This is a genomic window from Caballeronia sp. INDeC2, assembly GCF_023631325.1.
In the GTDB taxonomy this organism is placed as follows: Bacteria; Pseudomonadota; Gammaproteobacteria; order Burkholderiales; family Burkholderiaceae; genus Caballeronia.
Genome location: NZ_JALQDG010000009.1, coordinates 46,652 through 66,559 on the forward strand (window position 1 = coordinate 46,652; position 19,908 = coordinate 66,559).

Below are 19,908 nucleotides of genomic sequence, written 5' to 3' on the forward strand. Positions count from 1 at the left end.
CGGTCATTGCGCGGGCGGCGGCCGGCGAAAGCGCGTCGAGCCCGGCGGCGGTTCGTTGAGCACCGCCCAGAATACGCCGAGATCGCTGATCGCCTCGACGAACTCCGCGAATTCCACCGGTTTGACCACATAGGCGTTCACGCCGAGTTCGTAGCTGCGCACGAGATCCCGTTCCTCGCGCGAGGACGTCAGCATGACCACCGGGACGCTCTTCAGCGAAGCATTCGAGCGGATCATGTCGAGCACTTCGAGGCCGTCGATCTTCGGCAGCTTCAGGTCGAGCAGGATCACCGCCGGATTGCCGGGCGCGCGCTCCTTCCATTCGCCTTCGCACGTGAGATAGTCGATGGCTTCCTGGCCGTCGCGCGCAATGATCACTTCGTTCGCGAGCTGGCTCTTGTCGAGCGCGACGAGCGTGAGTTCGAGGTCGTTCGGGTTGTCTTCGACGAGCAAAATCGGTTTAAGCATGGTCTTTTCTTGACTTTGTACCTGGCGCGCCCTGCGTTCCATTCGCATGGCGGAATACGACCGGCAGGGAGAAATAGAATACCGCGCCCTCTTCCAGCCGCCCGTCGGCCCATGTGCGCCCTTCGTGGCGCTCGACGATACGCCGCACGTTGGCGAGTCCGATGCCCGTGCCCTCGAACTCTTCCGCGCGATGCAGCCGCTGGAACACGCCAAACAGTTTCGCGCCGTACTTCATGTCGAAGCCGACGCCGTTATCGCGCACGCCTACCACGTATTCATCGCCGTTTCGGGTCGCGAATATCTCGATTTTCGCCGATTCCCGCGTCCGCGTATATTTCACCGCGTTCGAAATCAGGTTGCGCACGGCAAGCTGCAGGAAAGCGGCGTCGCCGGTGACGCGCGGCAGCTCGCCGATGATCCATTCGATGCGCCTTCCCGCGCCTTCCGCCTCGAACTCCTGGACGACGCCGCGCACGAGTTGCCCGAGATCGACGGGCGCGGGCCTCAGCGCCGCGCGGCCCATCTGCGAGAACGTCAGCAGATCGTCCACGAGCGTCCCCGCGAAACGCGCCGAATCCAGCATGTTGTTCAGAAAGCGCCGGCTCTTGTCCGACATGCGCTCGCCTTCCTGCTCGCGCAGCAGATCGCCGTACCCCGCGATATGACGCAGCGGCGCGCGCAAGTCGTGTGACACCGAATACGAAAACGCTTCCAGCTCCTTGTTCGCGCGCGCGAGTTCGGTGGCGAGCTCGGCGCGCTCTTCCGCGCGGCGCAGGACGATGTTCAGCAGCGCGCCGCGCAGTTCGCCAGCGAGTTCGAGTTCGCCCTGACGCCACATCGCCGAATGTCCGCGCACCGTTTCGAGCCACGGCGAAAAGTTCGTGCGCGGCGTACTCGCGCCATCGGCGCCTTCTATCTTGACCGGCTCGCCCGCCCACTCGATGGTCTGCATCACTTCGGGCCTGAACCAAAGCAGATAGTTGCGAAAGATCTGCGAGACAGGCACCGCGAGCACGCCGCACGCGCTGTCCTCGTGCGCCTTGGCCGGCGGCCATTCGCGCGCGAGCGAGTCCGTCGCCCATACGCCGGACGTGTGCTCCGCGAGCCAGTTCGTGAGCGCGCGCACGGTGTCCTCGCCGGGCGTCGCGCCGAGCAGCGTGATCTGATCGTCGAAGACGATCGCCGCGCCCGCCGAGCGCGCGAAGCTCAAGACGTCGTCCGGCACCGCCTGCAACCCCGCGACGAAGTTCTCGTGCTCGCCCATCGCGGAGATCAGGCGGCCCATCGTGCGGCGCAGCGCGGCCAGATACTCGCCTTCGGCGCGCTCTTCCTTCGCTTCGATCTGCAACGACAACATGTGCCCGAGATGCTCGACCGCGACGCGCGTATTGAACGGCACGATACGCGCATGCTGATCGTGACAGGAGATGAGTCCCCACAACTGCCCGCGTACGACGATCGACACCGACATCGATGCATGCGTACCCATGTTGCGCATGTACTCCAGATGCACCGGCGAGAAACTGCGCAGCGTCGCGTACGTGAGATCGGTGGGACGGCCCGTGATCGGGTTCATGCCCGGCACGAGCCGCGCGGGCGTGTAGTTCACGTCGGCGACGAGGCGGATGCGGTTCTTCAGATACAACGCGCGCGCCTGCCGAGGAATGTCCGATGCCGGAAAAAACTGGTGCAGGAAAGAAGGATAAACATCGTCGCGGTCTTCCGCGAGGACGTGGCTGCGGCCTTCCTCGTCGAAGCTGTAGAGCATCACGCGGCCGAAGCCCGTGATCCCGCGCACTTCGCGCACCGCGAGCTCGGCGAGCGCCTGCACGGTCGCCGCGCCCTGAAGTCCGCGCGCGAAGGTACGCACGAGCGGATACATCGATGCAAACGCGTCGCCGGTTGCCGCGGCGGTTTCCAGCTCGACGATGAGGGCGCCTTCATGACGATGCAGCGTGACATCGAAACGCATCGGGCTGTCGGAAGATGAAGCCGTCACGTCGATCGGACCGATGTAAAGCGGCGCGTCTTCGAGCGCGGATGTCGCAGCCGCCTGCGCGACGCGTTGCGCAGCCGCCGCGCCGAGCACCGCATCGAGCGGCGCGCCGAGCGATGCGTCGACGTTGGCGCCTGTCAGCGACGCAAGGTTCTCGCTCGCCTGCACGATGCGCAGGTCCTCGTCGAGCACGAGCAGCACACCGTGCGGCTGGATGCCGCCGGGGATGTGGATCGGCTCGGCATCGCAATCCTTGCTCGCGATGCCCGAACTGAGCGTGCGCCGGCGCGCTTCGGCATCGGGCGGTCCTTGCGATGCTTCATGCGACGTATCGTGCGACGCCCTCGCGCCGATGGGCGGCTCGCTTGCGGACTCGCTCATCAGACGGCTCCCGGCGCCGGCTGCAAACATTCGGCATCGGCGGCTTCGGGACATAGCCACGCGCGCAGGCTTTCGAACGTCGCGATGGCGGCCTTCACCGCATCGTCGTATCGATGTTCGGGCACGCTCGCCACCGCAGTCTCGCGAAACGCGTTCCACATGCTGCCCGTGCGCGGGCCGTAGCCGTCGAAATAGGCATTGCCGAGTCCCGGCGCGAGATCCAGACGCGCCGCGACATGTGGCGCGATGAAGCGCCCGCCGAGCGTGCTGCCTTCCATTACATACATCGAGCCGAATACATCGCCGATGTTTTGCATGCGCGGCAAGTCATCGCGCGAATCGGCTTGCGGCAGACAAGCGCCGAGCTGCGTCTCGCCAGTCAGCGCGGCGAGGTCGGCGGCGAGGAGCGCGGTCTTGCGGCGTGCATCGAAAAAATCTGCGAGCGATGCCGGCATGCAGGCGGCCGCCGCATCTTCCCACGGCGCGACATAGCCATAGAATCGTTCGAGCAGCGCGATGTATTCGTCGCGCTGCAGATCGTCGCGCATGAGGTCGAGCGCATGCTCGAGCCGCGCATGACACGCGGCGGTTTCGTTCTTCAGACGGGACAGAAGGTCGAGTGGCATGTTCCGTTATATGGCTTCGGTCCGAAAAGCGGGCAAAGAAAGCAGGCATCGGAAGGGCTTACCGGTTCGTGCGTTCACGCATTGCGCGCATCGGTAGAAAAAACGCTGCAAACGTTGCCATCCAAACCCGCTCATGATCAACGATTCATTCTACGCAAGCGGACCGCGAGGTGCCATTCGAGGCGGCTTTTCACCGTTCGGTTCACCGCTTGGGCGAGCGCGCTTCGTCGCTGTTTTCGTTCACGTGTTCGTCGCGTTGCGTCTCGCGCTGATAGTCGCCACCGCCGCGACGGTCCGTATCGACAAGACCGCGTTCGATGTCTTCATGCGCCTGCTCGCCGACCTCGCGGGCATCGTCCTCATGCTGCGATTCGACGTTCTGATCCCGCTCGTGAGGCAGTGGCGCGTTCGACGCATCGTCGTGCCCTTGAGTCTCGCCGTCCTTGCTCGCCATCTCGCGTCCGCGTTCGGACGCGCTTGCAGGCGTGTTCGTCTGCTTCATGATCTTCTCCCTGTGTGAACGCTCACTTGCGTGCTCACTTGCGTGAACCGTTCATGCCCAGCCGCTTCTTCATCTCGGCCGTCAGTCGTTGACGCGCCTTTTCGTAGCCCGCCCACGGATCGCTGTTTAATGCATCGAGCCGCTCGCGCACGTTGCCGATGTTCCATTGATCGCCGCTCGTGACGTCATCGAGTTCATCCCACGAAAGCGGCATCGATGCGCCGAGCCCCGGCCGCGCGCGCAGCGAAAACGCCGCCACGGTGCTCGACCCGCGGTTGTTGCGCAGATAGTCGATGAAAATCTTGCCCTTGCGATTCTGCATGCCCATCTTCGCGGAAAAGAGCTTGGGCAGCGTGCTCGCCATATGCTGCGCGACGGCTTGCGAGAAGTCCTTCATCTCGTCCCAGCCCGCCTGTTTCGCGAGCGGCACGACCACATGGAAGCCCTTGCCGCCGCTCGTCTTGCAGAACGACGTGAGACCGAGCTCGATGAGCAGTTCCCGCGTCAGCTTCGCGGCCTCGACCATGCGTTCCCAGCCGACGCCTTCGCCCGGATCGAGATCGAACACCATGCGATCCGGCTTTTCGATGTTCGATGCCACCGCGTTCCACGTATGCAGTTCGATCGTGCCCATTTGCGCCGTGCCGACGAGCGCCTGCGGCGATTCGATCGTGAGCAGCGGCGGATGCCCCGGATCGATATCCGGATGCTGCGTGATATGCGGAATCGCGAGCCGCGCGCTGTGCTTCTGAAAGAACAACTCGCCGCCGATATCTTCCGGCGCGCGCACGAGCGACACCGGCCGGTCCTTCAGATGCGGCAGCATCCAGCCGGCGACCGATGCGTAATACTCGACGACATCGATCTTGCGCAAGCCGCTCGATTTGTCGATCACGCGATCCGGATGGCTGATCTTCACGCCTTCGATTTCGGCCGAACTTGCTTTGGCCTTCGTGGGCGTTTTCTTTGCTGCAGGCGTTTTCTTCGACGCCACTTTCTTCGCCGATGCCGGCTCTTCCTTCACGATCTCACGCGCGGGTTTATCGTCGCGCAGACTGACGAACGAGGCTTGTCGCACGATACGCTCCTTGGTCCATTCCGCGAAATTGCATTCGGCCACGAGTTCGGGCTTCACCCAATGCACGGGCGTACGGCTGCGTTCCTGCGGCTCGCTCGCAAACGGCATGCGCTTGACTTCGCGCTTGTCGAGCTCCTTCTTCACCGCGACGAGCGTCGCGTGATCGAAGCCGCTGCCCACGCGTCCGGCGTACTGCAACTTGCCGTGCGCGTCGTACACGCCGAGCAGCAGCGCGCCGAACTGCCCGCGGCTGCCCGACGGCTCCGAATAGCCGCCGATCACAAACTCCTGACGCCGGCGGCACTTGAGCTTGATCCACGAGGCGCTGCGCCCCGACACATACGTGCTGTCGATGCGCTTGCCGATGATTCCTTCGAGCGCCATGTCGCAGGCGCTCTTGAGCAGATCGTCGGCGTGAAAGGCGAAGTCCTGCGAAAAATGCAGCACGGGATCGTCGATCGGCTCGACGAGCGCCTTCAGGATCGCGCGGCGCTGCACGATCGGCACGTTGCGCAGGTCGTAGCCGTTCAGATACGGCACGTCGAAGAAATACACGACGATGTCCTGCGGGCGTCCCACGTCGAACGCGTTTTGCAGCGCCTGAAAATCGGGCAGGCCGCGATCGTCGAGCACCACGGCTTCGCCGTCGAGCCAGCCGCTTTCGATATCGAGCCTGTCGAGCGCCTTCACCTGTTTCGAAAACTTCGCGGTCCAGTCGTTGCCGTTGCGCGTAAAGATCTGGATCTCGCGCTTGCCCTTGATCGTTTCGATGCGCACGAGTATGCGGTAGCCATCGAATTTTATTTCGTATGCCCAATCATCTCCGGGCGGCGCGGCATCGACGAGCGTCGCGAGCTGCGGCTTGAAGGTCGCGGGCAACTTCGCCTTGAGCGCGCCTTCGATCGCCGGTTCGTGCGACAACGTGCGCAACGATTCGGCGCTGCGATTCGCGACGATATCCGGATGCGCGTGTCCGTTCGCTTCCTTGGCCACCGTTTTCCGTGCCGGCGTCTTCTTCGCGACGGCCTTGCGTTCGGTACGCTCGAGTATGGCGCCGTTCTTGTCGCGCGCGCCGAGCGATGCCGACATGACGCTGCCCGGCTTTTTCAGCAGGATGTCGTATTCGGCTTCGGGACGCGCTTCGTCGTCGCGTTCCTTGATGAGCAGCCACTGCTCCTTGTCGCCGCTGCCGCGCATGTGACTCTTCACGAGCGTCCAGCCGCCGTGCAGCTTTTCGCCGTCGAGCACGAACTTTAGCTTGCCTTTCTCGTACTCGCGCGCGGCTTCCTCGATGCTGCCCGACTGCGGCGCCCACGTCCCGCGATCCCACACGATGACGCTGCCCGCGCCGTAATTGCCCTCGGGAATGTCGCCCTCGAACGAGCCGTAATCGAGCGGATGATCTTCGACATGCACCGCAAGCCGCTTCACCGATGGATCGAGGCTCGGCCCTTTGGGCACCGCCCACGATTTGAGCGTGCCATCGAGTTCCAGCCGAAAGTCGTAATGCAGACGGCGCGCGTCGTGTTCCTGGATCACGAAGGACAGCGCCTGCTTCGCGGATTGCTTCGCGCGCGCACTGCCTTTAGCGGCGCCGGAGGGCTCCGGCGTCTTGTCGAAGCTGCGCTTGCGCTGATAGGTTTCGAGTTTGTCAGCCATCGTCGTCTATCGTCGTCTCTGCGTGACTCACGCGCGTTTGCGACGCGTCGTCTTGCGTGCCGGGCGCGCTTTTTCTTCGCCAGACTCCTCGCCGGATTCGTCGCCGGTATCGTCGTCGGATGGCGCGGCCTTCGCGCCGCGTTTCGTCGCGCCGCCTTTCTTCAGACTGCGCTTGAGCAATTCCGACAAATCGAGAATCTCGGCGGACGCTTTTTCCTCGCCGCCCTCCTCGATCTTCATCACTTCGGCGACCTTGCCTTCCCTCACCTTCTTGTCGACGAGCGCCATGATGTCGTCCTTGAAGGTGTCGTGATACTTCGTCGGATCCCACGAGTCGCTCATGTCGTCGATGAGACGCTTCGCCATCTCCAGTTCCTTCGGCGTGACGCCGGCCTTCTTCGTGTCTTCATCGGGGAACTTGAACTGGCTGAAGTCGCGGACCTCCTCGCCCCAGCGCAGCGTGTTGAGCGCGAGCGCGGGACCGACCGGAATCAGCGCCGCCAGATGCTGCTTGTTATGCAGCACGACGCTCGCAATGCCGACCTTGCCGGTATCCTTCAACGCGTCGCGCAAGAGCGCATAGACCTTTTCGCCCTTGCGATCGGGCGCGAGATAGTAAGGCGTATCGAGCGAAAGGAAGGAAATTTCCGGGGCATCGACGAAGGCGAGGATATCGACCGTCTGCGTCGATTCTGGATTGGCCGCGCGGATTTCGGCGTCGGTCATCACGACATACTTGCCCTTCTCGTATTCGAAGCCGCGCACGATGTTGTCGCGCGTGACTTCCTTGCCCGTGTTCTTGTTGATCTGCTTGTAGCCGATCGGATCCATCGAGCGCTTGTCGAGCAGATTGAAGCCGACCTTCTCCGACTGCGTCGCCGGATAGAGTTGCACGGGGACGTGGACCAGCCCGAAGCTGATCGCGCCTTTCCAGATCATGTGCGGCATCGCGGCACCTTCGCTGTCGGATCGAGTCGATGGATACGCCGGCAATCGGCGCGGTATCGAATGGATTCGCACGAAGCGTGCCAACCGGCGCGCGAGCGCCGACGCGCGCGGCGTCGGGTCCATTGCGTTTACTCGCCCTTCGGATCTGTAAGCCTTACCGCGTATATCCGTGCGTCTGGCGCTTCCTGGTGAACGAAAATAAAGACCGTTAGTTGCGGACAATATGGCGCAAAAGCGCCGACCCGAATCGGCGCTTCGGACATCGACGCTTACTTGCGGCTCGCCGTAACGGTCAACTGCGTGCCATCGTCGAGCGTAACCGTTTTCTTCGAGCCCGTGGATGTCGGCATCGAGAAACGCACGATCTGGCTGAAGCGATTGTCGACCGGACATTGCAGGCTCTTGCCGCCCACGGTCACCTTGCTCGTGCCCTTCGGCGCGTAGGCGCGAAAGCTGATCTGCACATTCGCGGAACCATTGTCGGCGACGACCGGCGCGAAGCGGATCTGCACCTGCCGCACCGCCTGCCCGTCCGCGCTCTTCGGCACCGACGCCGCTTGCGGGCAACCGTCCGGCACGGCCTGCGCGCCGCCTGGCGCGGTGCCCTGCCAAGTAAAGTCGTCGGTTTGGCCGGAACGGATGGTGCGCGTTTCCTGCTCGTTGCCGAAACTCTTCGACGCCATCTTCACCGTGTACTTGATGGGACCGTCGTTGGGCGCTTCGGACAGAACCTTGATGCCTGGCGTCGCGTGGGCGGTCGCCGCGAACAGTGCGAGCGCGGCGACGGAAACGATGCGACGAACGATCAAACGACGATTCATGCCGCCACCTCCGTATCGAGCGCTGGGGGAAAGCCGGCGCGAGGCGCCAGCGTGCTGTAGGCTGGTTCAGTCTAGCGCCCCGGCTGCGGGCTCATCCTAGTGGAAAACCCGCGTGCGCGGCACGGTCGATGACGTTCGTCAAGGCGCGCTCAGAAGCCGGTCAGCACGAGCTTGCCGACCGTGCGCCCTTCTTCCAGCAGCCGATGCGCCTCGCGCAGATTCGCCGCATCGATCTTGCCGAGATCCTTCCCAAGCGTCGTGCGGATCGTGCCTGCGTCGATCAGCCGCGCCACTTCGGAAAGCAGCTTGTGCTGCTCGATCATGTCAGGCGTCTTGAACATCGCGCGCGTGAACATGAACTCCCAGTGAAACGCCGCGCTCTTCGATTTCAGCAATTCGACCGGCAGCGGCTTCGCGTTCTCGACGATCGTCGCGGTTGCGCCCTGCGGCTTGATGACTTCGGCGGCCGCGGGAAAGTGTTTGTCGGTGTCGTTGAAGATCAGCACGTAATCGACTTGCGCAAACCCCAAGTCCTTCATTTGCTTGGGGATGTCTTCGAAGTGATTGACGATGTGATCCGCGCCGAGATCCTCCGCCCATTGCGCCGATTCGGGCCGCGATGCCGTTGCGATCACCTGAAGCTTCGCGATGCGCTTGGCGAGCTGAATGCCGATCGAGCCGACGCCGCCCGCCCCGCCGATGATCAGCACCGACTTGCCTGCGTCCTTGCCTTCCGCCGACACGCCCAGCCGTTCGAAGAGCGCTTCCCACGCAGTGATGGTCGTGAGCGGCAGCGCGGCGGCGCAGGTGAAATCGAGCGACTTCGGCTTCGCGCCGACAATGCGTTCGTCGATCAGATGGAACTCGCTGTTCGCGCCCTGCCGCGTGATGTCGCCTGCGTAGTAGACCGCGTCGCCCGGCTTGAACAGGGTGACCTCGGGACCGACCGCTTCCACGACGCCCGCCGCGTCCCAGCCGAGCACGCGCGGTGTGTCCTCGACCTTGTCCTTCGGCGCGCGCACTTTCGTGTCGACGGGATTGACGGCGATCGCTTCGATTCTCACGAGCAGGTCGCGGCCCGTCGGCGTGGGCTTGTCGAGCTCGATGTCGATGAGCGATTCGGGATCGGAAATCGGAAGGTAACGCGTAAGGCCGATAGCTTTCATGCTTGTGCTCCGTCGAGTGGATTTGCATCGATCATAGTGCGCGATCGCCATCTCGAAAACGGTCATAATCGCTGAAACATTTTTCGGGAAATCCATCAAATGGTTAGCGATCCACTGACGGACGGCGCAACCCGAGAACGACTCGATCTGCTAGACGTCGGCCTGTTCATGCGTGCGGCGGCGCTGGCGAATCTATCGTCGGCAGCGCGGGAGTTCGGGCTGTCGCCGGCGGTGGCGAGCGCGCGCATCGCGGGGCTGGAGCGCATGCTCGGCGCGCGGCTCTTGCATCGAACGACGCGGCGCGTCTCCGTCACGCAGGAAGGCGAGATCTTTGCGGCGCACGCGCGCGAATTGCTCGACGCCGCCGAGGCCGCGCGCGCGTCGGTCGGGCGTGCACGCGAGCATCCGCACGGACGCCTGCGCGTGACGATGCCCTCGTCGCTCGGCCGCCAGCACATCTCGCCGCTGATGCCCGCGTTTCTGCGCGCGTATCCCGGCGTGACGGTCGATCTGCGTATGACCGATCAGATCGTCGATCTCGTCGATGAAGGCATCGACCTCGCGATCCGTATCGGCGCGCTGAAGGATTCGACGCTCGTCGCAAGGAAGCTCGCGAGCAACCGGCGCGTGCTGTGCGCGTCGCCCGCGTATCTCGCCGCGCACGGCACGCCGCGTCATCCGGCCGATCTTGCCGCGCACGAATGCGTGATCCTCGCCGATCAGCGCGACTGGAGTTTCGTGACGCCGACCGGCGTGATCGACGTGCGCGTGTCGGGGCGGCTCGTGACGGACAACGGCGAAGTGATCCGCGATGCGCTCGCGGCGGGCATCGGCATCGGGCTGAAATCGACGTGGAGCGTGGCGCCGCTGCTCGCGAGCGGCGAACTCGTCACCGTGCTCGACGACTACCCGCTCGCGCAGACCGTCGCGATCTGGGCCGTGTATCCGAGCCGCGCGTTCGTGCCGCCGAAAACACTCGCGTTCATCGACTTCCTGGCGGCGCAGTTCGGCGAGCCGCCGTACTGGGACGTCGATCCGGCGCGCGTGCAGCGCTGAAGGTTCTTTACAATGGCGGTTTCCGCCTTCACGCGCCTGCTTCCCGATGAATCTCGTCATTCAAAGCCTCGCCCCGATTTCCGACTCGCATCTGAAGCCGCTCGCCGCGCTCGCCCGTTCGAACGACACGCGACGCGTCGACGACACGCTGCTGCGCCTGATCGACGCCGATCCGCTCCAGCGCCCCGATATCGACGCCTACTGCGGCGCGCATGCGCTCGATTACGCGTACGTCGAGCCGAACGCGAAGCTCGCCGATTTCGGCCTCGTCGCGATGGACATGGATTCGACGCTCATCACGATCGAATGCATCGACGAGATCGCCGATTTCTGCGGGCTGAAGGCCGAGGTCGCGGCGATCACGGAAGCGTCGATGCGCGGCGAGATCAAGGATTTCAACGAAAGCCTCACGCGGCGCGTCGCGCTGCTGAAGGGGCTCGACGCGAGCGCGCTGGCGCGTGTCTACGAGGAACGCTTGAGGCTTTCGCCGGGCGCGGAACGCATGCTCGAAGGCGCGCGCGCCGCGGGCCTGAAGACGCTGCTCGTGTCGGGCGGATTCACGTTTTTTACCGAGCGGCTGAAGGCGCGGCTCGGCCTCGATTACACGCGCGCGAACACGCTCGAAATCGTCGATGGCAGGCTGACCGGCAAGGTCGTCGGAGACATCGTGAACGCGGATGTGAAGGCGCGCACGCTGATCGATACGTGCGCGACGATCGGCATCGATCCGAAACGCGCCATCGCCATGGGTGACGGTTCCAACGATCTGAAGATGATGGCCGAAGCTGGCTTGTCGGTGGCGTTCCGTGCGAAGCCAGTCGTGCGGCAGTCGGCGAGCGTTGCGTTCAACTTCGTTGGGCTTGATGGGTTGCTGCGGTTGTTCTGAACGATTTTGGAAACAACGCGCTCGGGCTTTTCGGCGGATCCCGTTCTAGCGAACGCGATCCGGCGAAAAACCAAGCAAGGCTCCCTGAAAACGCTTCAGCCCAACGCCTTGCCAAGCGCCGCTTCCAGATCCGCCCGCAGGTCCGCTTCCGCCTCCAGCCCGACATAAAAGCGCACCAGCACGCCTTCGTGCGGCCATTTCGACGCAGTGCGCATCGAAGAAACGTTGTAAGGCATCGCGAGGCTATGCGCGCCGCCCCAGCTCCAGCCGATCGAAAACAGTTCGAGCGCTTCGACGAACGCATCGACTTGTGCCGCCGTGTAGCGGCCGTCGAACACGATCGAGAACAGGCCGCCCGCGCCGCCCTTGAAGTCGCGCTCGTAGAACGCGTGACCCGGACAATCGTCGAAAGCCGGATGCAGCAACGTCGCCACCTCGGGCCGCGTCCCGAGCCATTGTGCGAGCGCGAACGCCGTGCGGTCATGCGCTTCGTAACGCGCTTTCATCGACGGCAAGCTGCGCAGCACGAGCGATGCATCGTCCGCCGATACGCCGATGCCCATCCGCATGCGCGCGCGCTTCAGCTTCTTGTGCAGTTCGGGATCGCGCGTGATGGTCGCGCCCATCAGGATGTCGCTGCCGCCCGATTGATACTTCGTCAGCGCCTGCACGGAAATGTCGACGCCATGTTCGAACGGCTTGAACGCGAGGCCCGCGGAATACGTGTTGTCGATCGCCGTGACGATGCCCTTCGCACGCGCGACCGCCACGATCGCCGGCACGTCCTGCACTTCCATCGTCACCGAGCCAGGCGCTTCGAGCCAGATCAGCTTCGTGTTCTGACGGATCGCATCGGCGATGCCCGCGCCGGTCATCGGATCGTAGTAGGTCACTTCGAGCCCGAAGTCCGCGGCGAGCCAGTCGGCGTGTTCGCGATTCGGCGAATAGGCGTTGTCGGGCACGAGCACGTGATCGCCCGCTCTCACCAGACCGAAGTAGACGTTGGAAATCGCCGCAAGCCCCGACGGCTGCAACAGCGCGAATTCGCCGCCTTCGATCGCCGCGAGGCGCTGCGCGAGCGCGATGGTCGTCGGCGTGCCGTGCAGGCCGTAGCGCCATCTGGAATCGTCGCTCCAGACGAGCGAGCGCATCGTCGCGAGATCGGGGAAGACCACGGTCGATGCGCGCGCGACCGGCACCGAGAACGACTCGAAGCCGGGCGTGATGCGGTCCTCGGGCTGCACGATGCGCGTCTGCAGGTCGCGTGCGTTGTTGCTGGAATCAGTCATGTCTTGAATGCAAAACGGAAAACGAAGAGACCGCCGCCGGACAATGCGCGGGCGGCGCGAAGAAGCCGCGTCATTCGCCGATGATGACGTTGCTCGTGCCGCCCACCGCATTCTTCGGCGGCGCGGGCGGCGCGGGTTCCAGCGACGGCGCGGGCGGCGCCTTGGCCGCGCTCATCGGCGGCAAGGTCTGGCCAGCGACTGCCGGGCGCAGATCGAACGGCTGCCCGTTCGAATCGTCCGGGTCCATGCGCTCGCCCGACACGCTGCCGTCCGCCGCGAACTTGCCGACCCAGTTGCCCGTGATATGCGTGCCGTCGTTCGATTCCTCGATCTCGAGCGTGTCGCCGTCGCGATCGCCCGCGACCAGAATCACGTTCGGGCTGCCGGCGAACTTGTATTCGCCGTGCACGCCGGACGGTTCGTCGGTTTTCGCGCCGAGCTTCATCTCGATTTGCCTGTTGCCGAGCGTGCCGACATAGCGCGGAAAACGCGCGTATTCCGGATTCGGCGTGAGCGGCTTCTGCGGCGGCAGCGCAAGCTCCTTGATGGCGGCTTGCGCGCCGTGCGCATCGGCGCCCGTGGGTTCGCGCTGATCGGCTGGAATAACACCGGACGCGCCGGACGAACCCGGCGGCATCGGCGAATTGCAGCCGCAAAGCGCGACGAGCGCGGTCGAGATCGCAAAAGCCGCGAACAGGCGCGGCCCTTTCATGCTTCGCATCATCCTTCGTCCTTCAAATGCGCTCGAAGATCGCCGCGATGCCCTGCCCGCCGCCGATGCACATCGTCACGAGCGCATAACGCCCGCCGATGCGCTGCAGCTCGTACAGCGCCTTCACGGTGATGAGCGCGCCGGTCGCGCCGATCGGATGCCCGAGCGAAATACCCGAGCCGTTCGGATTGACCTTCGCGGGATCGAGCTTGAGTTCCTGCGACACGGCGCACGCCTGCGCGGCGAATGCCTCGTTCGCTTCGATGACGTCCAGATCGTCGACGGACAAGCCCGCGCGCTCCAGCACCTTCCGCGTCGCGGGCACCGGGCCGATGCCCATGATCTTCGGATCGACGCCCGCGTGCGCATAGGCGACGAGGCGCGCGAGCGGCTTCGCGCCGCGCTTTTCCGCGACGCCGCGCTCCATCAGCACGACGGCCGCCGCCGCGTCGTTGATTCCCGACGCGTTGCCCGCCGTCACCGTGCCGTTTTCCTTCGCGAAGACCGGCTTCAGCTTGGCGAAGTCTTCGGAGCTCGCGTTCATGCGCACATGCTCGTCGCGGTCGAACACGGTGTCGCCCTTCTTCGACGCGAGCGTGATCGGCAGGATCTGGTCCTTGAAGTAACCGGCTTCGGTCGCCTTCGCCGCGCGGCGATGCGATTCGAGCGCGAGCGCGTCCTGCATCTCGCGCGTGATGCCGAACTTCTGCGCGACGTTCTCGGCCGTCACGCCCATGTGGATCTTGTCGAACGGATCGTTCAGCGCGCCGACCATCATGTCGACGATGCGCGTATCGCCCATGCGCTGACCGAAGCGCGCGGCGGGCATGATGTACGCCGCGCGGCTCATGCTTTCCGCGCCGCCGCCGATCGCGACATCCGCATCGCCGAGCAGGATCGACTGCGACGCCGACACGATCGCCTGCAGGCCCGAGCCGCACAGGCGGTTCACCGTGAGCGCGGGCGCGTCGCGCGTGACGCCGCCGTCGAGCGCCGCGACGCGTGCGAGATACATGTCGCGCGGCTCGGTATGAACGACATTGCCGAACACCACATGCCCGACTTCGTCGCCCGCGACATTCGCGCGCGAAAGCGCCTCGCGCACGACGCGCGCTCCGAGATCGGTCGGAGAGAAATCCTTCAGCGAACCGCCGAAATCGCCGATTGCCGTGCGCACGCCGCTCACCACCACTACTTCACGTTGCATGTTGCCGTCTCCGCTGGTTGTGTTCGTCAGATCATCGATGGATTATTCGCCGAGCGCGCGCTCGACGGTGGCCTTGTCGGGAATCGGCGCGACTGCGCCGAAGCCTTGCGTCGACAAAGCCGCGGCGACGTTCGCATAACGCGCCGCCGCGAAAGGATCGTCGCCCGCGACGATGCGCGCGATGAACGCGCCGCCGAAGCAATCGCCCGCGCCGGTCGCATCGACCGCCTTCACGACACGGCCCGGCACGACGCGCCGCTCGTCGGGCGTCGCGATATACGCGCCTTCGCGGCCAAGCTTGAGCGCGACGACCCTCGGGCCGAGATTCAACAGCGCGTCGACGATCGCGTCCTTGTCTTCGTGGCCCGTGAGCAGAGTGACATCGTCCCAGCTCGGGAGACAAATATCGGTCGAGCGGATCGCTTCGAGCATCACCGCGCGTGCGCGCGCGAGCGGCCACAGCTTCAGGCGCAGGTTCGTATCGAAGCTGACCCTCACGCCGTGCGTGCGCGCGTGATCGATCGCGGCGAGCGCGGCGTCGCACGCCGATACGCCGATCGCGAGGCTGATGCCCGACAGGTGCACGACCTTCGCCGCGGCGATCGCGTCGAGCGGCAGATGCGACGGCGCATAACGGCTCGCCGCCGAGCCCGCGCGCAGATAGTCGAAGCGATGCCCGTTCTCGCCGTGCGACACGAAATAGACGCCCGTGGGCGCGTCGTGATCCACGCGGACCGTCGATGTATCGACGTTTTCCGCGCGCCACAGATCGAGGAGCAATTGCCCGAAGTGATCGTTGCCGACCGCCGACACGAAGCCCGTCGCCGCGCTCTGGCGCGATGCCGCGATGAGGAAGTTGGAAACGTCGCCGCCGAAGCCTTGCAGATAGTCCGGCTGATCGCGCGTCGACTGATTGAACTCGATCATCGCCTCGCCGAGCGCGAGAATGTGCGGCGTTTGCGGCATGGATTTACACCTCGCCCCAGAGATCGTGGCCATCGGCGCCGGTGATCTTCACCGACACGAAGTCGCCGGCCTTGTAGCGCTTCGATGCCTTCGTCGCCGGCGCGATGTAGACGACGCCGTCGATTTCCGGCGCATCCGCCGCCGTGCGGCCGATGCCGCCGTCCGTGCTCACTTCGTCGACGAGCACCCTCAGCGTCTTGCCGACCTTCTTCTTCATGCGCTTCGCCGACAGCGCTTCGGCCAACTCCATGAAACGCGCGCGGCGTTCCTCGCGCACTTCGTCGGGCAGCGCGCCGTCGAGTTCGTTCGCGGTGGCCCCTTCGACCGGCGAGTACGCGAAACAGCCGACGCGATCCAGATCCGCTTCCTCGATGAAGTCCAGCAGCGTCTGAAACTGCTCTTCCGTCTCGCCCGGAAAGCCCGCGATGAACGTGCTGCGGATGGTCAGATCGGGACAGATTTCGCGCCACGTCTTCACGCGCTCGAGCACCTTCTCGGCGTTCGCCGGGCGCTTCATGCGTTTTAGCACCTCGGGATGCGCGTGCTGGAACGGCACGTCGAGATACGGCAGCACGTGGCCGCGCAGCGGGCCTTCGGCCATCATCGGGATGACGTCGTCGACGCTCGGATACGGATAGACATAGTGCAGCCGCACCCACGCGCCGTATTGCGCGGCCAGTTCGCCGAGCGCGCCGACCAGATCGGTCATGCGCGTCTTGAGCGGCTTGCCGTTCCAGAAGCCCGTGCGGTACTTCACGTCGACGCCGTATGCGCTCGTGTCCTGCGAGATGACGAGCAGTTCCTTCACGCCGGACTTGAAAAGATTTTCAGCTTCGAGCATCACTTCCGCGACGGGACGCGACACGAGATCGCCACGCATCGACGGAATGATGCAGAACGTGCAACGATGATTGCAGCCTTCCGAAATCTTCAGATACGCGTAGTGGCGCGGCGTGAGCTTGATGCCGGCGGGCGGCACGAGATCGGTGAACGGATCGTGCGGTTTCGGCAGATGCGCGTGCACGGCGTTCATCACTTCGTTGGTCGCGTGCGGACCGGTGACGGCGAGCACTTTCGGATGCACTTCTTCGATGAGGCCCGAGCCGCTCGCGCTCTTTTTCGCGCCGAGGCAACCGGTGACGATGACCTTGCCGTTTTCGTTCAATGCCTCGCCGATGGCGTCGAGGCTTTCCTGCACGGCTTCGTCGATGAAGCCGCACGTATTGACGACGACGAGGTCCGCGCCGTCATAGGTGCCGGAGATTTCGTAACCTTCGGCGCGCAGCTGGGTCATGATCTGCTCGGAATCGACCAACGCTTTCGGGCACCCGAGTGAAACCATGCCGATTTTCGGCGCGGGAGTCGTCCGGGCGATTGAATCTAAAGAATTTTTCACGGGAAGAGTGTCTTGTGGGAGCGCACGAGGCCAATCCAATATTTTACCTCGGAGTGTCGGGAAGGCCGGTTCCGCGCGCCCGATGCCGCTTTATTCGTTGTCCCGCTTTCCGTCTTTGTCCCATTTCGTACTTGGGCCGGACGCTGCAAACTTCGCGCAAAAACGCGGACCCGCCGCTCCTTTCATCGCTCTCGACTCACGTACAACCCGTTTTCATGCTCGACGCCTCCGCCCTGCGCAACTTCAATCCCCTCTTCATCACGCCCTGCTATTCCGGCCAGGTCACCTCCGGCTACGCCACCAGCATGCTCACGCTCACCAACGAACTCTGGCGCCTCGGCGTGCAAGGCTCGGTGCGCATCCGCTCCGGCGAAAGCCTCGTGACCCGCGCGCGCAACGAAGCCGTCGCGCATTTTCTCGCGCAGAAGCAGCACACGCACCTTTTCTGGATCGACGCCGACATTGGCTTCACGCCGGACCAGGCACTGCGCTTGTTGCTCGCGGATCGCGATGTCGTCGCGGGCGCGTATCCGTTGAAACGCATCGACTGGACGGGTGACATTCCCGCCGGACTCACGCAAGAGCAGTTTCTAACGCGCGCGCTGCGCTATCCGGTCAATTCGCACGACAGCGCGCGCGTCGAGATCGACAGCGACGGCTTCATGGAAGTGGACGAAGCGCCGACGGGCTTCATGTGCATCCGCCGCGCGGTACTCGAAACGATGATCGCGCGCATGCCCGAACTGCGATACCGGCCGGACGCGCCGGCCGACTCGCCGCTGCATGGCTACTGTCATCGCTTCTTCGACGTGATGGTCGACCGTGAAACCGGACGCTATCTGTCCGAGGACTACGCGTTTTGCCGCCGCTGGCGCGAGCTGGGCGGAAAGGTCTTTGTGGATGCCCGCTCGAAGCTCGCGCACCACGGGTCATACACCTATCGCGGGGATTTCGGCGCGGCGTGGCTGCAGGATCCGGCGAGAGCGATAGGCGGACTATGAGCGCACGGCGCGCGCTCGTTCACGGCGGGCGCGCGAACCTGCCGCGGACGCGCCCTTGAAATGGTTTACTTCTTCTCCGTCGACGGCGGCGTGGGCGTCGGGAACGGGAAGGTGTTGAACATCGACTTCGCCTGCGACTGCATCTGCTCCTGCATCTGCACGAACATGTTCTTCGACTGCTCGATGTAGCTCGTCATCATGCCCTGCATCATCGGCGCCTGCATGTTCATGAACTGCGACCAGACTTCCGGATTGAGCGCGTTGCCGTCGTAGATGCCCTTGCTCTGCTCCGTCAGCTTCTGCTGGATATCGATGAACGCCTGAATGTTCTTCTCCAGATACGTGCCCATCATTCCCTGCATCGCATGACCGTAGAAGCGGATGATCTGCGAGAGCATCACCGACGAAAACATCGGCAGGCCGCCGCTCTCTTCCTCCAGAATGATCTGCAAGAGGATGCTGCGCGTGAGGTCGTCGTTGCTCTTCGCGTCGAGCACCTTGAAGTCTTCCTGATCCAGCACGAGTTGCTTCACATCCGACAACGTGATGTAGGTGCTCGTTTCCGTGTCATACAGCCGACGGTTCGGATACTTTTTGATAAGTCGTTCGGCGGCTTTCTTTGTAGTAGTAGTGGTGGTCATTTAACGCCTTTAAACGCAAAACTTTACTGCGATGGCAGCAAGCAGGTCTTGCGTTGTCGCAAAAAAGCGCTGCTGCATGTTCGCCGCATCGTTGATGTACCCGGCGAGTGGCGGGGGGGGGGGGGGGGCGGCGCCCGGGGGGGGCGGGGGCGCCCCCCCCCCCCCCGCCCCCCCCCCNCCCCCCCCCCCCCCCCCCCCCCCCCCCCCCCCCGCCCGTCAGCCCATGTGCAAGCCGCCGTTCAGCGAGAAGTCCGCGCCGGTGGAGAAACCGGATTCGTCGGACGCGAGCCACGCGACGATCGAGCCGATCTCGTCGGGCGTGCCCAGACGCCGCACCGGGATCGTCGCGACGATCTTCTCCAGCACTTCGGGGCGGATCGACTTCACCATGTCCGTGCCGATATAACCCGGCGACACCGTGTTGACCGTCACGCCCTTGGTGGCCACTTCCTGCGCGAGCGCCATCGTGAAGCCGTGAATGCCGGCCTTGGCGGTCGAGTAGTTCGTCTGGCCGAATTGCCCTTTCTGACCGTTCACCGACGAAATGTTGATGATGCGGCCGAAGCCGCGCTCGACCATGCCGTCGATGACCTGCTTGGTTACGTTGAAGAGGCTCGTCAGGTTCGTGTCGATGACCGCGGTCCAGTCTTCGTGCGTCATCTTGCGAAACACGACGTCGCGCGTGATGCCCGCGTTATTCACGAGGATATCGACCTCGCCGACTTCGGCCTTGACCTTGTCGAACGCGTTCTTGGTCGATTCCCAGTCGCCGACGTTGCCTTCCGAGGCGATGAAGTCGAAGCCGAGCGCCTTCTGGTCTTCCAGCCATTTCACCCGGCGCGGCGAATTCGGGCCACAACCCGCGACGACCGTGTAGCCGTCCTTGTGCAGACGTTGGCAAATGCTGGTACCGATGCCGCCCATCCCGCCGGTTACATACGCTATGCGCTTCGTCATTCCTCACTCCATTTTCGTTATGCGGACGGCGATCTCCGTGCCGCCCGCCGGCCCTTCCCAATCCCGCCAGTGACCTACGGACGTTCCACAGCCAGCGCGACACCCATGCCGCCGCCGATGCACAGCGACGCGAGACCCTTCTTCGCATCGCG

The 19,908-nt window shown here is 64.1% G+C and carries 18 protein-coding genes; 3 read left to right on the forward strand and 15 right to left on the reverse strand.

The genetic code is table 11. From position 1 onward, the window contains the following. Positions 1–3: 3 nt before the first annotated feature. The 8 genes from NCS28_RS07550 to NCS28_RS07585 all read right to left on the reverse strand — a co-directional run bounded on the left by NCS28_RS07550 (position 4) and on the right by NCS28_RS07585 (position 9,645). On the reverse strand, positions 4–468 hold the full coding sequence (locus NCS28_RS07550) for a response regulator (protein WP_250513242.1): 465 nt from the start codon (positions 466–468) through the stop codon (positions 4–6). Beyond that, on the reverse strand, positions 461–2,845 hold the full coding sequence (locus tag NCS28_RS07555; RefSeq protein ID WP_250513243.1) for an ATP-binding protein: 2,385 nt from the start codon (positions 2,843–2,845) through the stop codon (positions 461–463). Before NCS28_RS07555 ends, NCS28_RS07550 begins: the two co-directional genes overlap by 8 nt. After that, positions 2,845–3,471, reverse strand: a complete 627-nt coding sequence (locus NCS28_RS07560; RefSeq protein ID WP_250513244.1) for a biliverdin-producing heme oxygenase — start codon at positions 3,469–3,471, stop codon at positions 2,845–2,847. Before NCS28_RS07560 ends, NCS28_RS07555 begins: the two co-directional genes overlap by 1 nt. 202 nt (positions 3,472–3,673) lie before the next feature. Then, entirely contained in the window at positions 3,674–3,973 is a 300-nt protein-coding gene (locus NCS28_RS07565; protein ID WP_502801163.1) for a hypothetical protein, read from the reverse strand. A 34-nt stretch (positions 3,974–4,007) separates the two neighbouring features. Continuing rightward, positions 4,008–6,710, reverse strand: coding sequence for a DNA ligase D (ligD, locus tag NCS28_RS07570; RefSeq protein ID WP_250513245.1), 2,703 nt, complete (start codon positions 6,708–6,710; stop codon positions 4,008–4,010). A gap of 27 nt (positions 6,711–6,737) precedes the next feature. Further along, a complete protein-coding gene (ku, locus tag NCS28_RS07575; RefSeq protein ID WP_250513246.1) occupies positions 6,738–7,658 on the reverse strand; it encodes a non-homologous end joining protein Ku in 921 nt (306 codons plus the stop codon). A gap of 269 nt (positions 7,659–7,927) precedes the next feature. Continuing rightward, positions 7,928–8,479, reverse strand: coding sequence for a DUF6013 family protein (locus tag NCS28_RS07580; protein ID WP_250513247.1), 552 nt, complete (start codon positions 8,477–8,479; stop codon positions 7,928–7,930). Between the two features lie 149 nt (positions 8,480–8,628). After that, positions 8,629–9,645, reverse strand: coding sequence for a zinc-binding alcohol dehydrogenase family protein (locus tag NCS28_RS07585; RefSeq protein ID WP_250513248.1), 1,017 nt, complete (start codon positions 9,643–9,645; stop codon positions 8,629–8,631). A gap of 99 nt (positions 9,646–9,744) precedes the next feature. On the opposite strand from NCS28_RS07585, the gene NCS28_RS07590 reads away from it, so the two are divergent. After that, positions 9,745–10,701 (forward strand): LysR family transcriptional regulator, encoded by a 957-nt coding sequence (locus NCS28_RS07590; RefSeq protein WP_250513249.1) that lies wholly within the window; start codon positions 9,745–9,747, stop codon positions 10,699–10,701. Positions 10,702–10,747: 46 nt separating this feature from the next. After that, positions 10,748–11,587, forward strand: coding sequence for a phosphoserine phosphatase SerB (serB, locus tag NCS28_RS07595; protein ID WP_250513250.1), 840 nt, complete (start codon positions 10,748–10,750; stop codon positions 11,585–11,587). A gap of 95 nt (positions 11,588–11,682) precedes the next feature. Here serB and NCS28_RS07600 read toward each other — a convergent pair whose 3' ends face one another. From NCS28_RS07600 to rimO, 5 genes are all read right to left on the reverse strand, one after another. Beyond that, positions 11,683–12,876, reverse strand: coding sequence for a cystathionine beta-lyase (locus tag NCS28_RS07600; RefSeq protein WP_250513251.1), 1,194 nt, complete (start codon positions 12,874–12,876; stop codon positions 11,683–11,685). A gap of 70 nt (positions 12,877–12,946) precedes the next feature. Continuing rightward, a complete protein-coding gene (locus tag NCS28_RS07605; protein ID WP_250513252.1) occupies positions 12,947–13,588 on the reverse strand; it encodes a hypothetical protein in 642 nt (213 codons plus the stop codon). A gap of 22 nt (positions 13,589–13,610) precedes the next feature. Continuing rightward, positions 13,611–14,795: a beta-ketothiolase BktB gene (gene bktB, locus NCS28_RS07610; RefSeq protein WP_250513253.1), complete on the reverse strand. Its 1,185-nt coding sequence runs from the start codon at positions 14,793–14,795 to the stop codon at positions 13,611–13,613. A gap of 42 nt (positions 14,796–14,837) precedes the next feature. Continuing rightward, on the reverse strand, positions 14,838–15,761 hold the full coding sequence (locus NCS28_RS07615) for a sugar kinase (RefSeq protein ID WP_250513254.1): 924 nt from the start codon (positions 15,759–15,761) through the stop codon (positions 14,838–14,840). A 4-nt stretch (positions 15,762–15,765) separates the two neighbouring features. After that, positions 15,766–17,103 (reverse strand): 30S ribosomal protein S12 methylthiotransferase RimO, encoded by a 1,338-nt coding sequence (gene rimO / locus NCS28_RS07620; protein WP_250513255.1) that lies wholly within the window; start codon positions 17,101–17,103, stop codon positions 15,766–15,768. A 269-nt stretch (positions 17,104–17,372) separates the two neighbouring features. On the opposite strand from rimO, the gene NCS28_RS07625 reads away from it, so the two are divergent. Next, positions 17,373–18,158 carry a hypothetical protein gene (locus NCS28_RS07625; RefSeq protein ID WP_250513256.1) on the forward strand — a complete coding sequence of 262 codons (786 nt, stop codon included), beginning with the start codon at positions 17,373–17,375 and terminating at the stop codon, positions 18,156–18,158. A gap of 65 nt (positions 18,159–18,223) precedes the next feature. Here NCS28_RS07625 and phaR read toward each other — a convergent pair whose 3' ends face one another. Further along, a complete protein-coding gene (gene phaR / locus NCS28_RS07630; RefSeq protein WP_061179252.1) occupies positions 18,224–18,799 on the reverse strand; it encodes a polyhydroxyalkanoate synthesis repressor PhaR in 576 nt (191 codons plus the stop codon). 216 nt (positions 18,800–19,015) lie between these two features. Beyond that, positions 19,016–19,756 (reverse strand): 3-ketoacyl-ACP reductase, encoded by a 741-nt coding sequence (locus tag NCS28_RS07635; RefSeq protein ID WP_250513257.1) that lies wholly within the window; start codon positions 19,754–19,756, stop codon positions 19,016–19,018. Positions 19,757–19,908: the final 152 nt, after the last annotated feature.

Coding starts and splice junctions, on each gene's coding strand:
- NCS28_RS07550 (WP_250513242.1), bottom strand. CDS start 468: ATGCTTAAACCGATTTTGCTCGTCGAAGACAACCCGAACGACCTCGAA.
- NCS28_RS07555 (WP_250513243.1), bottom strand. CDS start 2,845: ATGAGCGAGTCCGCAAGCGAGCCGCCCATCGGCGCGAGGGCGTCGCAC.
- NCS28_RS07560 (WP_250513244.1), bottom strand. CDS start 3,471: ATGCCACTCGACCTTCTGTCCCGTCTGAAGAACGAAACCGCCGCGTGT.
- NCS28_RS07565 (WP_502801163.1), bottom strand. CDS start 3,973: ATGAAGCAGACGAACACGCCTGCAAGCGCGTCCGAACGCGGACGCGAG.
- ligD (WP_250513245.1), bottom strand. CDS start 6,710: ATGGCTGACAAACTCGAAACCTATCAGCGCAAGCGCAGCTTCGACAAG.
- ku (WP_250513246.1), bottom strand. CDS start 7,658: ATGCCGCACATGATCTGGAAAGGCGCGATCAGCTTCGGGCTGGTCCAC.
- NCS28_RS07580 (WP_250513247.1), bottom strand. CDS start 8,479: ATGAATCGTCGTTTGATCGTTCGTCGCATCGTTTCCGTCGCCGCGCTC.
- NCS28_RS07585 (WP_250513248.1), bottom strand. CDS start 9,645: ATGAAAGCTATCGGCCTTACGCGTTACCTTCCGATTTCCGATCCCGAA.
- NCS28_RS07590 (WP_250513249.1), top strand. CDS start 9,745: ATGGTTAGCGATCCACTGACGGACGGCGCAACCCGAGAACGACTCGAT.
- serB (WP_250513250.1), top strand. CDS start 10,748: ATGAATCTCGTCATTCAAAGCCTCGCCCCGATTTCCGACTCGCATCTG.
- NCS28_RS07600 (WP_250513251.1), bottom strand. CDS start 12,876: ATGACTGATTCCAGCAACAACGCACGCGACCTGCAGACGCGCATCGTG.
- NCS28_RS07605 (WP_250513252.1), bottom strand. CDS start 13,588: ATGAAAGGGCCGCGCCTGTTCGCGGCTTTTGCGATCTCGACCGCGCTC.
- bktB (WP_250513253.1), bottom strand. CDS start 14,795: ATGCAACGTGAAGTAGTGGTGGTGAGCGGCGTGCGCACGGCAATCGGC.
- NCS28_RS07615 (WP_250513254.1), bottom strand. CDS start 15,761: ATGCCGCAAACGCCGCACATTCTCGCGCTCGGCGAGGCGATGATCGAG.
- rimO (WP_250513255.1), bottom strand. CDS start 17,103: ATGGTTTCACTCGGGTGCCCGAAAGCGTTGGTCGATTCCGAGCAGATC.
- NCS28_RS07625 (WP_250513256.1), top strand. CDS start 17,373: ATGCTCGACGCCTCCGCCCTGCGCAACTTCAATCCCCTCTTCATCACG.
- phaR (WP_061179252.1), bottom strand. CDS start 18,799: ATGACCACCACTACTACTACAAAGAAAGCCGCCGAACGACTTATCAAA.
- NCS28_RS07635 (WP_250513257.1), bottom strand. CDS start 19,756: ATGACGAAGCGCATAGCGTATGTAACCGGCGGGATGGGCGGCATCGGT.